At 70.8% G+C, this 15,025-nt stretch carries 13 protein-coding genes; 8 read left to right on the forward strand and 5 right to left on the reverse strand.

The genetic code is table 11. The features are described from left to right. Positions 1–2 precede the first annotated feature (2 nt). From IEV86_RS04910 to IEV86_RS04935, 6 genes are all read left to right on the forward strand, one after another. The gene (locus IEV86_RS04910; RefSeq protein ID WP_043604162.1) at positions 3–662 is read left to right on the forward strand and encodes an N-6 DNA methylase; all 660 of its coding nucleotides are present in this window, start codon (positions 3–5) and stop codon (positions 660–662) included. Further along, a complete protein-coding gene (locus IEV86_RS04915; protein ID WP_043604165.1) occupies positions 659–2,326 on the forward strand; it encodes an Eco57I restriction-modification methylase domain-containing protein in 1,668 nt (555 codons plus the stop codon). The genes IEV86_RS04910 and IEV86_RS04915 overlap by 4 nt, the downstream gene beginning before the upstream one ends. Then, positions 2,323–4,914, forward strand: coding sequence for a DEAD/DEAH box helicase family protein (locus tag IEV86_RS04920; RefSeq protein WP_043604168.1), 2,592 nt, complete (start codon positions 2,323–2,325; stop codon positions 4,912–4,914). The genes IEV86_RS04915 and IEV86_RS04920 overlap by 4 nt, the downstream gene beginning before the upstream one ends. Positions 4,915–4,986: 72 nt before the next feature. Then, a complete protein-coding gene (locus IEV86_RS04925; protein WP_152605578.1) occupies positions 4,987–6,954 on the forward strand; it encodes a competence protein CoiA family protein in 1,968 nt (655 codons plus the stop codon). A 149-nt stretch (positions 6,955–7,103) separates the two neighbouring features. Continuing rightward, positions 7,104–7,541, forward strand: coding sequence for a hypothetical protein (locus IEV86_RS04930; RefSeq protein WP_161784023.1), 438 nt, complete (start codon positions 7,104–7,106; stop codon positions 7,539–7,541). After that, complete coding sequence (locus IEV86_RS04935) at positions 7,538–8,074, forward strand: uracil-DNA glycosylase family protein (protein ID WP_043604174.1); 537 nt, start codon at positions 7,538–7,540, stop codon at positions 8,072–8,074. Before IEV86_RS04930 ends, IEV86_RS04935 begins: the two co-directional genes overlap by 4 nt. Before the next feature lie 649 nt (positions 8,075–8,723). On the opposite strand, the gene IEV86_RS04940 is transcribed toward IEV86_RS04935, so the two are convergent. The 3 genes from IEV86_RS04940 to IEV86_RS04950 all read right to left on the reverse strand — a co-directional run bounded on the left by IEV86_RS04940 (position 8,724) and on the right by IEV86_RS04950 (position 12,536). Beyond that, on the reverse strand, positions 8,724–9,953 hold the full coding sequence (locus IEV86_RS04940) for a BaiN/RdsA family NAD(P)/FAD-dependent oxidoreductase (protein WP_043604179.1): 1,230 nt from the start codon (positions 9,951–9,953) through the stop codon (positions 8,724–8,726). A gap of 372 nt (positions 9,954–10,325) precedes the next feature. Beyond that, positions 10,326–10,826 carry a nitroreductase/quinone reductase family protein gene (locus tag IEV86_RS04945; protein ID WP_052425990.1) on the reverse strand — a complete coding sequence of 167 codons (501 nt, stop codon included), beginning with the start codon at positions 10,824–10,826 and terminating at the stop codon, positions 10,326–10,328. Positions 10,827–10,880: 54 nt separating this feature from the next. Next, positions 10,881–12,536: a helicase HerA-like domain-containing protein gene (locus IEV86_RS04950; RefSeq protein WP_043604235.1), complete on the reverse strand. Its 1,656-nt coding sequence runs from the start codon at positions 12,534–12,536 to the stop codon at positions 10,881–10,883. A gap of 153 nt (positions 12,537–12,689) precedes the next feature. On the opposite strand from IEV86_RS04950, the gene IEV86_RS04955 reads away from it, so the two are divergent. Next, positions 12,690–13,409: a polyamine aminopropyltransferase gene (locus tag IEV86_RS04955; protein ID WP_043604182.1), complete on the forward strand. Its 720-nt coding sequence runs from the start codon at positions 12,690–12,692 to the stop codon at positions 13,407–13,409. Positions 13,410–13,436: 27 nt separating this feature from the next. On the opposite strand, the gene IEV86_RS04960 is transcribed toward IEV86_RS04955, so the two are convergent. Further along, positions 13,437–13,874 carry an SRPBCC family protein gene (locus IEV86_RS04960; RefSeq protein WP_043604185.1) on the reverse strand — a complete coding sequence of 146 codons (438 nt, stop codon included), beginning with the start codon at positions 13,872–13,874 and terminating at the stop codon, positions 13,437–13,439. Between the two features lie 158 nt (positions 13,875–14,032). On the opposite strand from IEV86_RS04960, the gene IEV86_RS04965 reads away from it, so the two are divergent. Then, entirely contained in the window at positions 14,033–14,515 is a 483-nt protein-coding gene (locus tag IEV86_RS04965; protein WP_043604188.1) for a hypothetical protein, read from the forward strand. A gap of 50 nt (positions 14,516–14,565) precedes the next feature. Here IEV86_RS04965 and IEV86_RS04970 read toward each other — a convergent pair whose 3' ends face one another. Then, the gene (locus tag IEV86_RS04970) at positions 14,566–15,009 is read right to left on the reverse strand and encodes a cupin domain-containing protein (RefSeq protein WP_043604191.1); all 444 of its coding nucleotides are present in this window, start codon (positions 15,007–15,009) and stop codon (positions 14,566–14,568) included. Positions 15,010–15,025 lie beyond the last annotated feature (16 nt).

The raw sequence follows: 15,025 nt of genomic DNA on the forward strand, positions 1-15,025 counted from the left end.
AGATGACGGCGAAGGCTCGCCGTGTCGCCACACTGGTCAAGTCCAAGCAGCGCGTCGCCGACCACGGCGAAGTGTTCACCCCCGCCTGGCTCGTTGAGGACATGCTCAACCTAGTGGGCGAAGACGCCGCACGCATCGATGCGCGAGTGCTGGAACCCGCCTGTGGCGCGGGGAACTTCCTCGTTGCCGCACTCGCGCGCAAGCTCGCGACCGTTCACACGACCCACGGCGGCAACGACTTCGCCCGGCGGCACTACGCGCTGTTCGCCCTCATGTGCTTGTACGGGATCGAGCTCCTCGCCGACAACGCTGGCGAGTGCCGCGACAACCTCGCCGAGGTGTACAACGCCTTTCTCGGCGTCGCGCCCGACGACGTGTGGGCCCGGGCCGCGCGCGCCGTCCTCGCTACGAACGTCGTCCAGGGCGACGCGCTAACGATGACGACAACCGGCGCCCGCCCGATCACGTTCGCCGAGTGGGGCTACCTGGGGAAGGGCAAGTACCAGCGCCGAGACTTCCGCTACGACGCCCTGACACGCCGGTCGGAGTTCGAGGTCGAGGGCTCGCTGTTCGCGGACCTCGGCCACGAGTTGTTCACCCCGGCGGCGACGTTCCCGACGATGACCGTCACCGACCTCGCCGGGCAGGTGAGCGCAGCATGACCCAGGCCCCCTTCGCTCTGCGCGGCCACAACCCCGACATCCTGACTTCGATCGCGAATCTGTCCAACGACGAAGTCTTCACCCCGCCCGAGCTGGCGAACACCATGCTCGACCTGGTGGCCGACCGCTGGGCGGCGGCGAACGACGGAACGAGCATCTGGGCTGACCCTGACGTCACGTTCCTTGACCCCTTCACCAAGTCGGGGGTGTTCCTGCGAGAGGTCACCCGGCGCCTCGTGGCCGGCCTCGCGCCCACCATTCCCGACCTCAACGAGCGGGTGGACCACATCCTGACCCGACAGGTGTATGGGATTGGCATCACCAGGCTGACCTCACTGCTGGCCCGCCGCAGCGTGTACTGCTCGAAAGCCGCGAACGGGAAACACTCGATCGCCAAGTCCTTCGAGGACTCAGACGGCAACATCTGGTTCGAGCGGACTGAGCACACCTGGGCGGGCGGCCGGCGCGAGTCGCGCGTCCACCCGACCACGGGCGAAGAGCTCGTTGTCTACACGGACCGCCGCTGCCGGCACTGCGGTGCAGGCGAAGGCGACTACGGACGCGGCGAGGACCTCGAGACCCACGCCTACGCTTTCATCCACACCGACGACATCACCACTCGCATCGGCGAGATCTTTGGAGAAGCCATGCAGTTCGACGTCATCATCGGGAACCCGCCATACCAGCTCGAGACTGAAGGTCACGGCCGTCAGGCGCGGCCGATCTACCACCTGTTCGTGGAGCAGGCGAAGAGGCTTGAACCCCGCCTGCTGACGATGATCGTCCCTTCAAGGTGGTTCTCCGGGGGCATGGGCCTTGATGACTTCCGTGAGTCCATGCTGACGGACCAGCGCCTCCGCTCCATCGACGATTACCTCGACGCCTCGGACGTGTTCAAAGGGGGCATGGGCGGGAAAGGGGGAGTCTGCTATTTCTTGTGGGATCGAGACAGGCCCGGTCCGTGCAGGATCACTACACATCATGGGAGTAGCGAACCGTCGACGGCGACGCGTCCACTCCTGGAGGAAGGGGCCGACGTCTTCATCCGCTTCAACGAGGGAGTGTCGATCCTCAAGAAGGTCGCGGAAGTCGAAGGGCGTGGCGGCACTCTCGAACTTCCCGTCGACCGGCGGTTTCGAGACCTTGTCAGCGCCATCGGGCCTTTCGGCTTGGACAGCACGTTCAGGGGGCGTCAGCGCAAGATGGACGGAGATCTCAAGGTCTACCGAAACGGCGGGATCGGCTACATCGCGCGGGCGGACGTCACGAGGGAACAGCACGCCTTCGACAAGTGGAAGGTCTTCATCGGCCGGGCCGCGCCGGGGACGGGGAACAGGGATACCTATCCGCACCGCATCCTCAGCACACCGTTTCTGGGCGAACCCGGGAGCATCTCATCGTGGACCTACTTGTACATCGGGCCGTTCAACTCGAGGACCGAAGCTGAGAGCGTCCTGTCCTACCTGACTTGCCGACTTACACGCTTCCTGGTGCTACTGCACAAGCCGTCGCAGGACACGACTCGCCGGGTCTACACGTTCGTGCCGACCCAGGAGTGGACGAAGACCTGGACTGACGCCGAGCTGTACGAGAAGTACGGCCTGACGGACGACGAGATCGCATTCATCGAGTACATCGTGCGTCCGATGGAGCTGACCGAGTGAGCCGTTCCATCGACGAACTGCTGCCGGCCAAGCCCGACACCCGGCTGCGCATCTACGCCTGGACACCCAACGACCCGCCGGCGGACTACGTCGGGCTGATCAAGGTGGGCGAGACCACCAAGGCCGACGTCAACCTCCGCATCCGTCAGTCTCAGGGCCAGATGCAGCAGGCCTACACCCTGCACGTCGACGAGCCGGCCGACCGACCCGACGGCACGGTCTTCCGCGATAGCGACGTCCGCCAGAGGCTTATCGACAAGGGCTTCGCCAACCCAGTCCTCGGCTCGTCCCGCGAGTGGATACGGTGCACCCCCGACGACGTGCGCACCGCGGTCACCGAGCTACGTCTGGGGCAGCAGTTGACCGGAACACACCACCAGACCTTCCCCATGCGAACCGAGCAGGCCGCCGCGGTTGACAGGACCCTCGCCTACTACGCGTCGATCTGGGCCGAGGACCCCCAGGAGACGCCACGCTTCCTGTGGAACGCCAAGATGCGGTTCGGCAAGACCTTCACCACCTACCAGCTTGCGAAGCGACTGGGGGCTGACGCGGGCCGTCCGGTCAAGGTCCTCGTGGTCACGTTCAAGCCGGCCGTGGAGGACTCCTGGCAAACCGACTTGGAGTCCCACGCCGACTTCGACGGGTGGCAGTACCTCTCCGCTTCCACCGGTCGCGACCCGCAGACCGCGGACCGTGACCGGCCGCTGGTGTACTTCGGTTCCTTCCAGGACTTGCTGGGTCGCGACAGGCAGACCGGGCTCATCAAGGCCAAGAACGAGTGGATCCACACCACCAACTGGGACCTGGTGGTGTTCGACGAGTACCACTTCGGCGCCTGGCGCGACTCCGCGCAGGAACTGTTCGCCGGGGAGGACGCCGCCGTGGCCAGGCAAGAACTCGCCGCCGAGTTCAACCCAGACTTGGCAGCGTTCGAGGAAGGCCTGGCCGAGCTCTCCGAGAACGAAGACGCGTTCCTCCCCATCACTACCCGCGCGTACCTCTACCTGTCCGGAACCCCCTTCAAGGCCCTGGCCAACGGCGAGTTCATCGAAGAGCAGATCTTCAACTGGACCTACACCGACGAGCAGCGCGCCAAGGCGGCCTACGCCACCGCTCACCCCGGGGAGCGGAACCCCTACGCGGCACTGCCCGAGATGCGCCTGCTCACCTACCAGATGCCCGACGAGCTGATCGCAATCGCGCACCAGGGCGAGTTCGACGAGTTCGACCTTGGAGCCTTCTTCGAGGCCGACGGCACCGGGACCAACGCTGCGTTCAGGCACAAGGACGACGTGCAGAAGTGGCTCGACATCATCCGCGGCGGCTACCTGCCGACCCAGGTCGAGGCCATGCGGATGGGCACCCGCCCGCCGTTCCCGTACTCGGACGCCCGGCTGCTGCCGTACCTGCAGCACTCCCTATGGTTCCTGCCGAGCGTGGCAGCATGCGAGGCGATGGCGAACCTCCTCGCCGAGTCGCACAACACCTTCTGGCACGACTACACCGTCCTGACCGTCGCCGGCCCCCGCGCCGGCATCGGCCTGGACGCCCTACCCCCCGTGCGCGCCGCGATCGGCGACGGGCATGAGACCAAGACCATTACCCTGTCGTGCGGGAAGTTGACGACGGGGGTGACCGTCAAGCAGTGGTCGGCCATCCTCATGCTCCGCAACCTCAACTCCCCGGAGACCTACTTCCAGGCCGCGTTCCGAGTGCAGTCTCCGTGGTCGATCCCCAACCCGGACGGGGACGACCCGAAGGCCGAGGCTGTGCTCAAGCCCGTGTGCTTCGTGTTCGACTTCGCTCCCACCCGGGCGCTGCGCCAGCTCGCGGACTACGGCATGGGCCTGTCGCCGGAGACGCCCAACCCCGAACGGGCCGTCGAGGAGCTAGTGAACTTCCTGCCGGTCCTTGCCTACGACGGGTCGAACATGACCCAGGTCGACGCCGGTGGCATCCTCGACATCGCCATGTCCGGCACCTCGGCGACCCTCCTGGCACGCAAGTGGGAGTCCGCCATCCTCGTCAACGTCGACAACGCGACCCTGCGCAAGATCATGGGCAACGCCGAAGCCATGGCTGCCGTCATGAACATCGAGGGCTTCCGCGCCTTGGGCTCGGCGATCTTCGAGACCGTGGTCAACAAGAGCGAGTCCGTCGCTGAGACGAAGCGCGAGCGGGGCGACTCCTTGGACCGCGACGAGCGCAAGGTGCTGACCGCCGAGGAGAGGGAGTACAAGTCCAAGCGGAAGCAGATCCAGGAGAAGTTGATCAAGTTCGCCACCCGCATCCCGGCGTTCATGTACCTGACTGACTACCGCGAAAACACCTTGCAGGACGTCATCACGAAGCTCGAACCGGACCTGTTCAAGGCCGTCACGGGCCTGACCGTCGCCGACTTCCACCTGCTGGTGAACCTCGGGGTGTTCAACGCAACCCACATGAACCAGGCCATCTTCGCGTTCCGCCGGTACGAGGACGCGTCCCTGGCCTACACCGGGATCGACTCCCACCCCGGCCTCCGGCACTACGGCCTGTACGACACGGTCGTCGCAGTCGACAGCGCCGAGGCGCTGGCGGGCTGAACCGTTCCCGGGTCGCCCAGGGTGCAAGTGCGGCTCCGGCAGCGTGTCAGGGCCCGGGTGTAGAAGTCCCCCGTGACCAGTGAAGTGATCGGCGAGGAACCGGCGAGCGCCGGAGAGCCGCGACCTGGCCGCCGTCACCCTGGGCAGTCCATAGCGCAGGTCTTCGCTCGTGACACACGACTGGCTCACGAAGCGTCCCTGGTCTTCCTGCCCCCGGGTCAAGCCGAATTCCTGCGTGAGGACGCGCGGGCCGGGTACCTCGTGTGCCCGCTGGGTGACTGTCGGGACAACCGGTTCATCGTCTACGGCGGCACCGAGCGCCGCCACCACTTCAAGCACCGCGGCGGGGCCGGCCATCACTCACCGGAGAGCGTCGCTCACCACACCGCCAAGCACCTGATCGCGCGATGGCTGCGCCAGCTCTACCCGGGCGCGCAGATCTTCCCCGACACCCAGGAGGTCGAGACCGGGCAGCGCCCGGACGTTCTTCTCGTGCTCGAGAACGGCACCCGGGTCGCTTACGAAGTTCAGTTCGCCTCGCTCACGGCCGCTGAGTGGCAGAGCCGGCGAGATCGCTACGCGACGCAAGGCATCAAGAACGTCTGGTTGTTCGGCGGCAGGCACTACGACCGCCTCGTTCCGGCCCGGGACGGGACCGCAGGCCAGGTCCAGCTGCACCCGGTCTTCCGCGCGGTGCTCGCCGCGGTCCACCCGGTTCTGCTGATCGACCCGTTCACCGAGACCGTCGCCCTCGGGACTGGCCAGGCCGTCGACAGGCTCCTGACTGCGGCCGGGGTGGAGCCACCCGACCTGTGGTCACCACTTGTGAGCATCGAGAAGCGCGTCGCCCTGATGGACATGCCCGCCACGAAGGGCGTCATCGACATCCCCGGCGTGCGCGAGCAGATCCAACGAGCCAGGGCCGGGCATCCCAAGTGGCTCGACTACCTCCAGCGCGAGGCCGCGCAGCGGGACCGCGAGGAGGCGGCACTGCAACGTCGGCTTGCCGCCCATGCGGAGGCCGAGCGCCGCGAACGCCAGCGCCGGCAGCAACTCGCACGCGAGCAGGCAGCCACCGCGGCGGCCCAAGCGCGCGCCAACGAGGCACGCCGGCAGCGGGTCGCCCGTTTGAGCGCCGCCCTCCAGGAACGCAAGGACCGGTGGCGCCCTCAGCGCGACCTCATCGAGCACGCCATCGGCATCCTCCCGGACGTGGTTGACGCGCCCACCGAGGCTGCAGAGACCGCCATCACCACGGCGGCGCCCGACGAGTGGCGCTGGGCCGTTCTCGAGGCGCTCGCCTCCAACCACGGCTTCTCCGTCGACCCCCGCGGACTGACGGACTTCGTCCCACTGCAGGCCGCCGCGCGTCGGACCGACGCGGAGTCGCTTCTGGCCGCCTACCTCGTCCGCCTCCGGGCGGCGGGCTGGGTGTGGTTCTGGGGAGCGCACGGACCGCGGCCAGGCGAGGCGGTGCGCGTCCTCGCGGGGCTCGGGGTGCCGCCCAAGGTGCGCCGCGACAGCGCCCTGAGAGTGGTCGGAGTCCGGGTCGCGGGACCGGGTCCTGACGGGCTCCCCTACCTGCGTGACGGGACCCCCACCATGTGCTCGGTCGACAACGCACGCCGAGTGGGCATCAGCACCTGCGCTGAGGTCTGGGCCGAGGCCCACACCCAGGCCGAGGCACAGGCCATCCGAGCGGCCCTGGTCACGACCGAAGCCGACCTCCGGCACGCCCTTGCACCGGCCCCGGCACCGCCTGACCTGAGCGCAGTTCATCGGGCGCTGCCCGCCGCCCGACAGTGGTGCGGGGCCCGGGAATGGCCGGCGTGGAAGTCGCTGCTACCGCACCTCCACGAGGCCGCGCAGCTCACGATGTACGTCCTCGAGGTGGTCCACCACGGTCAAGGCCAGCCCGGGGTGCGCCTCGGCAACTGCACAGAGGACGACGAGAAGCGGATCCTCGAGGCCCTTCGGGCATCGGGCTTCGTGACTCAGGGGTGGACAGGCTGGCAACCTACGTTCGGAGGCAGACTGTAGGGCGCTCCTCCTACGCTGGCCGCGTGGAACGACCGAGCGACGACACGCGGCGCACAGGGAGCACGACCCCGCCGGGACGAGCGGCGGAGCTCCTCTCCGCTCTGGCCGAGTACCGGAGCGCCAGGCGCCGATTACTGGACTTGCTCGGCTTGACTGCCAGCAACCGCGATCCGGTGCCGGAGCTGGCCGAGCACCTCGTGGCCGGCCTGCTTGGCGGCCAGATCGCCGCGTCGCGGGTCCAGGCCGGCTGGGACGTCATGACGGCAGATGGGACCGTCCAGGTCCGCACCCTGTCGAACACCGACACCGACAGGTGGGTGAACGAGCACGTGGTCCGATCCGTGGCCGGCGTCGACCGCTACGCGCTGGTCATCCTGGAGGACCTGACGGTCTCAGCCGTCCTCGTCTTCCCCGGGGACCTGACCCGGGTAGGAACCCTGCTGGGCAAGCGGCACGGCGACCAGGCCGCCACGCTGCAGTTGACCCGGCAGGACTTCATCCACCTCATGGCCGACCGGGCCGGGGCGGCTACCGCAGGAGTGCAGATCTGGACGCCCTCCGAGCTCCAGGGTGAGACGCCCTCGTGATCGGCCATCAGGTCAACGTCGCCCTGGACGGGGAGCTGATCGTCACGCTCGCGGACCTGTGGCCGGAGCCGTGCAGGGCCGTGATCGTCGGAGTGAACCCCGCGCCGCGGAGCGTGGAAGCTGGTCACTACTACCAGGGGTCCGATGGCCGAAGGGCCATGTCGCGTCTGCGCGCTGCCGGGTTGCTTCCGCCCGCTGGTGGCGGGTTCACCGACGACGAGGCGGTGGCGGCGGGCATCGGCTTCACCGATGTCGTCAAGCGACCGACGCGACGGTCCACCGATCTGGCCGGACGGGAACTGGAGGAGGGCCGTGCGCGCCTACGAGCGGAGCTGGCGGCTCGCCGGGTTCCGCTCGTCGTCTGTGTCTTCAAGCCCGCCGTCGAGGCACTCCTTGGCCGGGCGGTCGCGCCTGGCTTTCAACCCAAGGAGTTCGCCGGCTCCCAGGTCTTCCGAATGCCAGGGCCCTACGCGCCGACTGCTGATGCTGCGCGGGTGATGCAGGAACTCGCGGAACACCTTGACGGCCGCTGAACTTGCGCAGAGGGCTCCGGGCGGCGAGGCGATGCGCCCTGCTGTGACCACCGTGGAGTCCTGAACCGACCGGCCCTTGCGCCCCTTGGGCACGCCGACACAGTCCCCGGCATGACGAGAACCGATCACATCCGACCCTGCCCCACATGCCAGCACGACCACGACGCACACGTGCTCGTCATGGTCCGCGAAGACCCTGCGCCCATGGGCGTCATGCTTTGCCCGCAGTGCCCGTGCAGCAGCACGTGGCGCGCCAACACAAGAGCCAGCACCCCGGCCCAGGTCAGCGAGACACGACGTCTCGTCACCGAGCGCCTGCGGCGGGATGGCTACCCGCTCCCGGAATGCCTCCGGTAACAGACGACGAGGGGGCCTGGATTACCCAGGTCCCCTCGTTGCATTTCGGCGAAGGCGGCGGGAGCGGGTGTCCGAATTGTCCGGGTGCTGTTTTCGCCGCCAGAGGGTTCGACTTCGGATTGCACTTCGTAGAAAACGTGCCCCGACCTGCAGCGGCGCGAATCCACGAAAACCCCACCGCCCTGCGCGCGCCCCGCGTGCACGCAGGCGACATCAAGGCCGTCGTCCCTCTCGCCAGGGGCGGCGGCCTTCGTGCGTCGTCGACCCGTCCGCCGTGACGAGGCGTCCGCCGTCACGCGCCGGTGCCGGCGCGCCCGAGCCACGCGAGCGCGCCGTGCGCGGCCGCGACCCCCGTGCTGAACGACGCCTGCAGGAGGTATCCCCCGGTCGGCGCCTCCCAGTCCAGCATCTCGCCCGCGACGAACGTCCCGGGCAGCGCGCGGAGCATGAACCCCGTGTCGACCTCCGACCACCGGATGCCGCCCGCCGTCGAGATCGCCCGGTCGACCGGCATGGTCCCGTGGACCTCGACGGGGACCGCCTTGATCAGCGCGGCGGCTGTCGCCGCCCGCGTCGGCAGCGCGCCACCACCGGCCTCGCGCAGGAGCGCGATCCCGACCGGGTCCAGACCGACGGCCCGCCGCAACCACGTGGCGCCGGAGTCCTTGGGGCGGCGGTTCTCGAGCCTGCGGGTGAGGCGTTCGACGTCGACGTCGGGCCGCAGGTCGACCTCGACGACGCACCGCCCACCGCGGTCGAGCGCGGCCCGGATCGCCGCACCGATCGCGTAGACCGGCCCACCCTCGAGCCCGGTCGTGGTGACCATCGCGTCCCCGCGCGACGACGCAACTCCGGGGACCGCGACGCCGACCTGCTTGAGCGGCGTGCCGGCGAACCGCTCCGCGAACACGTCGCTCCACGCGACCCGCACGCCGACGTTGGCCGGCCGGAGGTCCGACACGGCCACGCCCCGGGAAGCGAAGAGCGGCACCCAGCTCCCGTCCGAGCCGAGCCGCGGCCACGACGCACCCCCGAGCGCGAAGACGGTGACGTCGCTCCTGACCTCGATGCGCTCGCCGTCCCGTCCGACGAGGACCAGACCCATCCCGTCGTCGGTCCACCCCGTCCACCTGTGACGTCGCTCGATCGTCACGCCCAGCTCGTCGAGGCGCGTCAACCAGGCGCGGACGAGCGGCGTGGCTCGGAAGGACTGCGGGAACACCCGGCCGCTCGAGCCCACGAAGGTCGGCTCGCCCAGCTCCGCGCACCACGTGCGCAGCGCCGTCGGCCCGAACACCTCGAGCGCCGGCTGCAGCACGTCGGCGGAACGCCCGTACCGCCCGAGCATGGGCCGAAGGCCCTCGGAGTGGGTGATGTTGAGGCCGCCGTGACCGGCGAGGAGCAGCTTGCGCGCGGGTGACGGCATCCTGTCGTGCACCGTGACGGCGACGCCGGCGCGGGCGAGCACCTCGGCGGCGATCAGGCCCGCGGGCCCGCCCCCGACGACGGCCGCGGTGCTCACCGGCCCACCGGTCCACGGGCGTGCGTGCGGTGCGGCATCCGCGGAACGTACCTCACGGCCCGCGTGTGATGGGCGCGTTGACGCGGGGTAGCGGACGGAGGTCGCCACGGGACGCAGGCGCCGACGCGCCCAGGGTGAGGTGCTACCGTCGAACGTCAGCGGTGCTGCGAACGGTGCCCGCCCAGGCGGAGACGACACCCGCGACGACCACCTGTGCAACCGAGCTGGTGAAGCCCGGTTGACGGCCGGACCGCAAGGTCCAGCGAATCGGAGGCCGCCGCCCCTCGGGGTGGCGGCCTTCGTGCGTCCCACCCCTCGACGGAGGGCCCGCATCGACGCCGAGCCGTCGAGCGCGCCCTGGGCCCCCCGGGTTCACCCGCCGACGACCTCCAGGACCACCACGGGCGTCGTCGTCGTGCGCTGAGCGGCGTAGCCGTCCAGGTCGGCGTCGACGGACGACCACAGGCGCCAGAGCCGCTCACGCTCGGCGCCCTCCGCGGCGCGCGCGCGGACGCGTCGGGCCTCGCCGTCCGCGAGCCGGACCACCGCGTCGGGGTGCGCGCGCAGGTTGAGCCACCACGCGGGGTGGCCCTCCTGCCAGCCGTTCATCGCGAGGGTCACGAGGTCCGGGCCGTTCTCGAGGTAGCCGAGGATGACGCTGCGCTCCTGGCCCGAGCGGCGACCGACCGTCGTCAGCCGCAGCGCTCCCCAGCCGCGCCGGCCACCGGTCCGCCACAGGAACCGTCCGCGGCTGAGCCGGTGCAGCGCGCGGTGGATGCGCCACGCCGTCCGGACGAACCAGCGCGGCGGCACACGGGGTGCGGGACGGTCGGTCGGTCCGGGCTCACGGCGCTCGGCTGCGGTCTGGTCCATGCCTCGATCGTGCTCGCGCCCGGGCGGGCGGCACATCGTCCGAAAGGACAGGTCTCACCGCCGACGACGGCGCCGCGCGGTCCCGAAGAGGCTGCGCGTGATCTCGCGGCCGATCACCGTCCCGGCCGACCGCAGCGCCGACCGGAACGCCGAGGACTGCACGACCGTCTCGATCACCGACGGCTCATCACGCGGGGCGGGCTCTGGTCGCGGCGCCGGTGCCCGCCGCGGCTCGCCTCCCGGCTCGTCCCAGGTCGTCCCGTCCGGCAGCTCGCCGTCCCAGGTGGTGCCCGTCGGCGACGCGTCCGAGCCCTCCCCTGCCCCGCGCCCGTCCGCCTCGTCACGACCGGCCGGTTCCTCCGCGAGCCGCGCCGTGAGCATCTCGTACGCCGACTCGCGGTCGAGCGCCTGGGAGTACCGCGGAGCGAGCGGGCTCGCCGCGACGAGGTCGGCGACGACCGCGGGGTCCGACGGCGCCATGAGCGACTGCGGCGCGCGCAGCCGGGTCCACGCCACCGGCGTCGGCGCGCCCCGCTCGGACAGGACCGTCACGACCGCCTCGCCCGTGCCGAGGACCGTGAGCAGCTCCTCCAGGTCGTAGGCCGAGTGCGGGAACGTCGAGACCGTGGCCTTGAGCGCCTTGGCGTCGTCGGGCGTGTAGGCGCGCAGCGCGTGCTGGACGCGGTTGCCGAGCTGCGCGAGGACGTCCGCGGGCACGTCCTTGGGGGTCTGGGTCACGAAGAACACGCCGACGCCCTTGCTGCGGATGAGACGCACTGTCCGCGTGATGGCGTCGAGGAAGTCCTCGCTCGCGTCGTCGAAGAGGAGATGCGCCTCGTCGAAGAAGAACACGAGCTTGGGCTTGTCGAGGTCGCCGACCTCGGGCAGCTCCTGGAACAGGTCCGCGAGCATCCACATGAGGAACGTCGAGAACAGCGCCGGCTTGTCCTGGACCCCCGGCAGCTCGAGGCACGTCACGACGCCCCGGCCGTCGGGCGTGGTCCGGAGCAGGTCGGCGGTGTCGAGCTCGGGCTCGCCGAAGAAGACGTCGGCGCCGGCGGCCGCGAAGGCGACGAGCTCACGGAGGATGACGCCCGCGGTCGCCTTCGAGAGCCCGCCGAGACCCTCGAGCTCGGCCTTGCCCTCGTCGGAGACGAGGTGGGTGATGACGGCCCGGAGGTCCTTGAGGTCCAGGAGCGCCAGGCCGTTCTGGTCGGCGTGGTGGAACACGAGCGCGAGGCTCGACTCCTGCACGGCGTTGAGGCCCAGCACCTTGGCCAGGAGCGTCGGGCCGAAGCTCGTGATGGTCGCCCGGACGGGGACGCCGACACCCTCGCCGCCGAGCGACAGGATCTCCGTCGGGTACGCGGTCGGTGCCCACTCCTGCCCGACGTCGGCCGCACGCGCCGCGACCTTGTCGTTCTCCGCGCCGGGTGACGCGATCCCCGACAGGTCGCCCTTGACGTCCGCGAGGAACACCGGGACGCCGTGCGCGGAGAGCTGCTCGGCGATGACCTGGAGCGTCTTGGTCTTGCCCGTGCCCGTCGCACCGGCGACCAGGCCGTGCCGGTTGAGGGACGCGAGCGGGATGCGCACGGGGACGTCGGCGTGGGCGGTGCCGTCGGCGACCGCCGCACCGAGCTCGATCGCGGGACCCTCGACCAGGTACCCGCCCCGCACGGCCTCGAGCTGGTCGCCTTGCTCCGCCATGAGCGTCTCCATGCGGTCCGTGCCGCGCTGCGACGGCGGGGTCGGGGCGACGCCAGCCTAGCGAGCACGGGCCCGCCGGCGCCGGTCGACGACCCTGCCGCCCGCCGGCACCGCTGCCCCGCCCGGAGTCCGCGCGTACGGCACAGTGGGCCCATGCGACGTCCCCGCTTCGAGGAGCTCGACTGGCAGCAGACGCCGATCGGGGTGATCAGCCTGCGGCGGCGCGCTGACCCCGCCGGCGGCGACGACGTGTACGAGGTCAAGCTCGACGACGACTACCTCATGTCGAGCCTCTTCACGACGGCCGAGGTCGAGCTCGCGCGGATCGCGCTCGCGCACGCGCCGGACCGCCCGCTCGACGTCGTCGTCGGTGGGCTCGGGCTCGGCTACACGGCAGCGACCGTGCTCGACGACGAGCGCGTCCGACGGCTCGTCGTGGTCGACGCGCTCGCGCCCGTGATCGGGTGGCACCGGCAGGGCCTGGTGCCCCTCGGCCGCCGGATCGCCGAGGACCCGCGCTGCGAGCTGGTCCACGGCGACTTCTTCGCGATGGCCCTGGGCGGCGGCGGTCTGGACGGGCGCGAGGGAACCCACGTCGACGCCGTCGTGGTCGACATCGACCACTCGCCGCGGCACCTGCTCCACCCGGCCCACGCGCCGTTCTACGAGCCCGACGGCATCGCCGCGCTCGCCGGGCACCTGCGGCCCGGCGGCGTGTACGCGCTGTGGTCCAACGACCCGCCGGACGAGGAGTACCTCGCCGGTCTGCGCGGCGCGACGGAGGACGTCGCGGCGCACGTCGTCACGTTCCCCGACGCGTGGGGGACGGGCGAGGCGACCAACACGGTGTACGTCGCGACGACGGCGTCGTGAGCGGTGACCGGTCCGGCGACGGGCTGGTCAGGCCTCGAGGACCCGTCGCAGGTTGGCGAGGTCCTTCCGGTTCGCGCTGCGCACGGCGCGGGCCATGAGCGGCGTGACGACGCCGAACGCGCGCGCGGGCCGACCGCGGTTCCGCAACGTCATGAGCGTGGTTCCCGGCTCGGGGCTCGACCACGTGTACGTCGTCTCCATCGGGAACGGCCCGTCCGCGGTGCTCATCACGAGCCGCTCCCCCTGGACCAGCTCGCGGACCTCGTACGTGTAGGCGAGCCGGCGGCCCAGGAACCGCGCCACGAAGTCGAGCCGGGTGCCGACCCGCAGCGGTGGCTCGGTGCGCCACCGGACCTCGTCGATGCTCACGTACCACCGAGGTGCGTTGTCCGGGTCAGCCGCGAAGGCCGCGACCTCCTCGCGGGGGCGCGCGATCAGCACCTCGGTCCGGACGTCCACGGCCATGGGCCCTCCCGGGCAGCTGCGCGGCGGGAACGAGCGGTCCTCGCGTCCCGCGTCGGTCCCACCACGCTAGCCCGGTCGCGTGACGTCGCGCCGGGCGGCGGGTGAAAAGCGGACATCAGGGATGTTCCGCCACCTGCCGGCGGACCTAGCGTCCGTTCATGGACATCGACGACCTCGCCGAGACGATCGAGCGGACCCGGTACGCGCTCATGCGCGGGGTCACGTGGGAGGCGCTGCGCGACGGCGAGCGCGCGGCACGGGTCGAGCTCGGGCGGCGGGCGCTCGTGGAGTCCGGCCTGGCGGCCACCCTCGGCCGGCTCGAGGAGGAGGCGGCGCGCGTGCCGGACCTCGAGGCCCAGGTCCGGCAGCGCGACGAGCACCTCGCCGACCGCCGCGCCCAGCACGAGGTGGCGCTCGCGCAGCGCGACGGGCGGATCGAGCAGCTCGAGGACCTGCTGGCGACGGCCGAGGCCGCGACCGCCGAGGCTCTCGAGCGCACCGCGGCGCTCGAGGAGGAGCTCGCCGACATCCGCGCGTTCACCGCGGGTGCCGAGCGGACGGGCACCGAGCGGACGGGCTCGACGGCCTCGGCGCCGCGGCGTTTCGGACGCGTCCGCACCGCCCGCCCCGCGACGGCCTGACCGGCGCCTCCCCGGCCGCCCACCCGCCGGGGCGCGCCCGGATGGCCTCCTCAGACCTGCACGGCGACGCCGTGCCGCGCGGCGACGGACGCGATCGCGCTCAGGGCGCCGGGGTCCGGCGGCCCGACCGGGACGGTCGCGGCCATCTCCGCGAAGAACCGACCGGCGCCCGTACCGGATGTCACCGCGAGGAACCTCGCCTCGCCGTCGGCGACGTGGAACGTGCAGGGCGTGCCCGCAGGCAGCACGACCATCGCGCCCGGCCCGAGCTCGTCGACGCGGCCGTCCGCACTGACCGTGACCGTCCCGTCGAGCACGTAGAGCACGCCGCTCCACGGTGACACGTGCATCGGCGCCGGCGGCGTCGCGGCGGCGTGCACCTCGAAGACCTCGAACGCTCCGTCCGGGCCCTCGACGGTCGCCTTGGCGACGTGGTCGCCGTCGATCATCGCGTGGTGGAGGCCCTCCTCGGGCCGTACCCAGGTGGTGGTCATGCTCGTCCTCCCGTCT

This window comes from Cellulomonas carbonis (assembly GCF_014636275.1).
Taxonomy (GTDB): Bacteria; Actinomycetota; Actinomycetes; order Actinomycetales; family Cellulomonadaceae; genus Actinotalea; species Actinotalea carbonis.

Excerpts from the sequence above, each read along its gene's own strand:
- IEV86_RS04955 (WP_043604182.1), top strand. The coding sequence starts at position 12,690 with ATGCGACGTCCCCGCTTCGAGGAGCTCGACTGGCAGCAGACGCCGATC.
- IEV86_RS04915 (WP_043604165.1), top strand. The coding sequence starts at position 659 with ATGACCCAGGCCCCCTTCGCTCTGCGCGGCCACAACCCCGACATCCTG.
- IEV86_RS04965 (WP_043604188.1), top strand. The coding sequence starts at position 14,033 with ATGGACATCGACGACCTCGCCGAGACGATCGAGCGGACCCGGTACGCG.
- IEV86_RS04960 (WP_043604185.1), bottom strand. The coding sequence starts at position 13,874 with ATGGCCGTGGACGTCCGGACCGAGGTGCTGATCGCGCGCCCCCGCGAG.
- IEV86_RS04910 (WP_043604162.1), top strand. The coding sequence starts at position 3 with ATGACGGCGAAGGCTCGCCGTGTCGCCACACTGGTCAAGTCCAAGCAG.
- IEV86_RS04950 (WP_043604235.1), bottom strand. The coding sequence starts at position 12,536 with ATGGCGGAGCAAGGCGACCAGCTCGAGGCCGTGCGGGGCGGGTACCTG.
- IEV86_RS04945 (WP_052425990.1), bottom strand. The coding sequence starts at position 10,826 with ATGGACCAGACCGCAGCCGAGCGCCGTGAGCCCGGACCGACCGACCGT.
- IEV86_RS04970 (WP_043604191.1), bottom strand. The coding sequence starts at position 15,009 with ATGACCACCACCTGGGTACGGCCCGAGGAGGGCCTCCACCACGCGATG.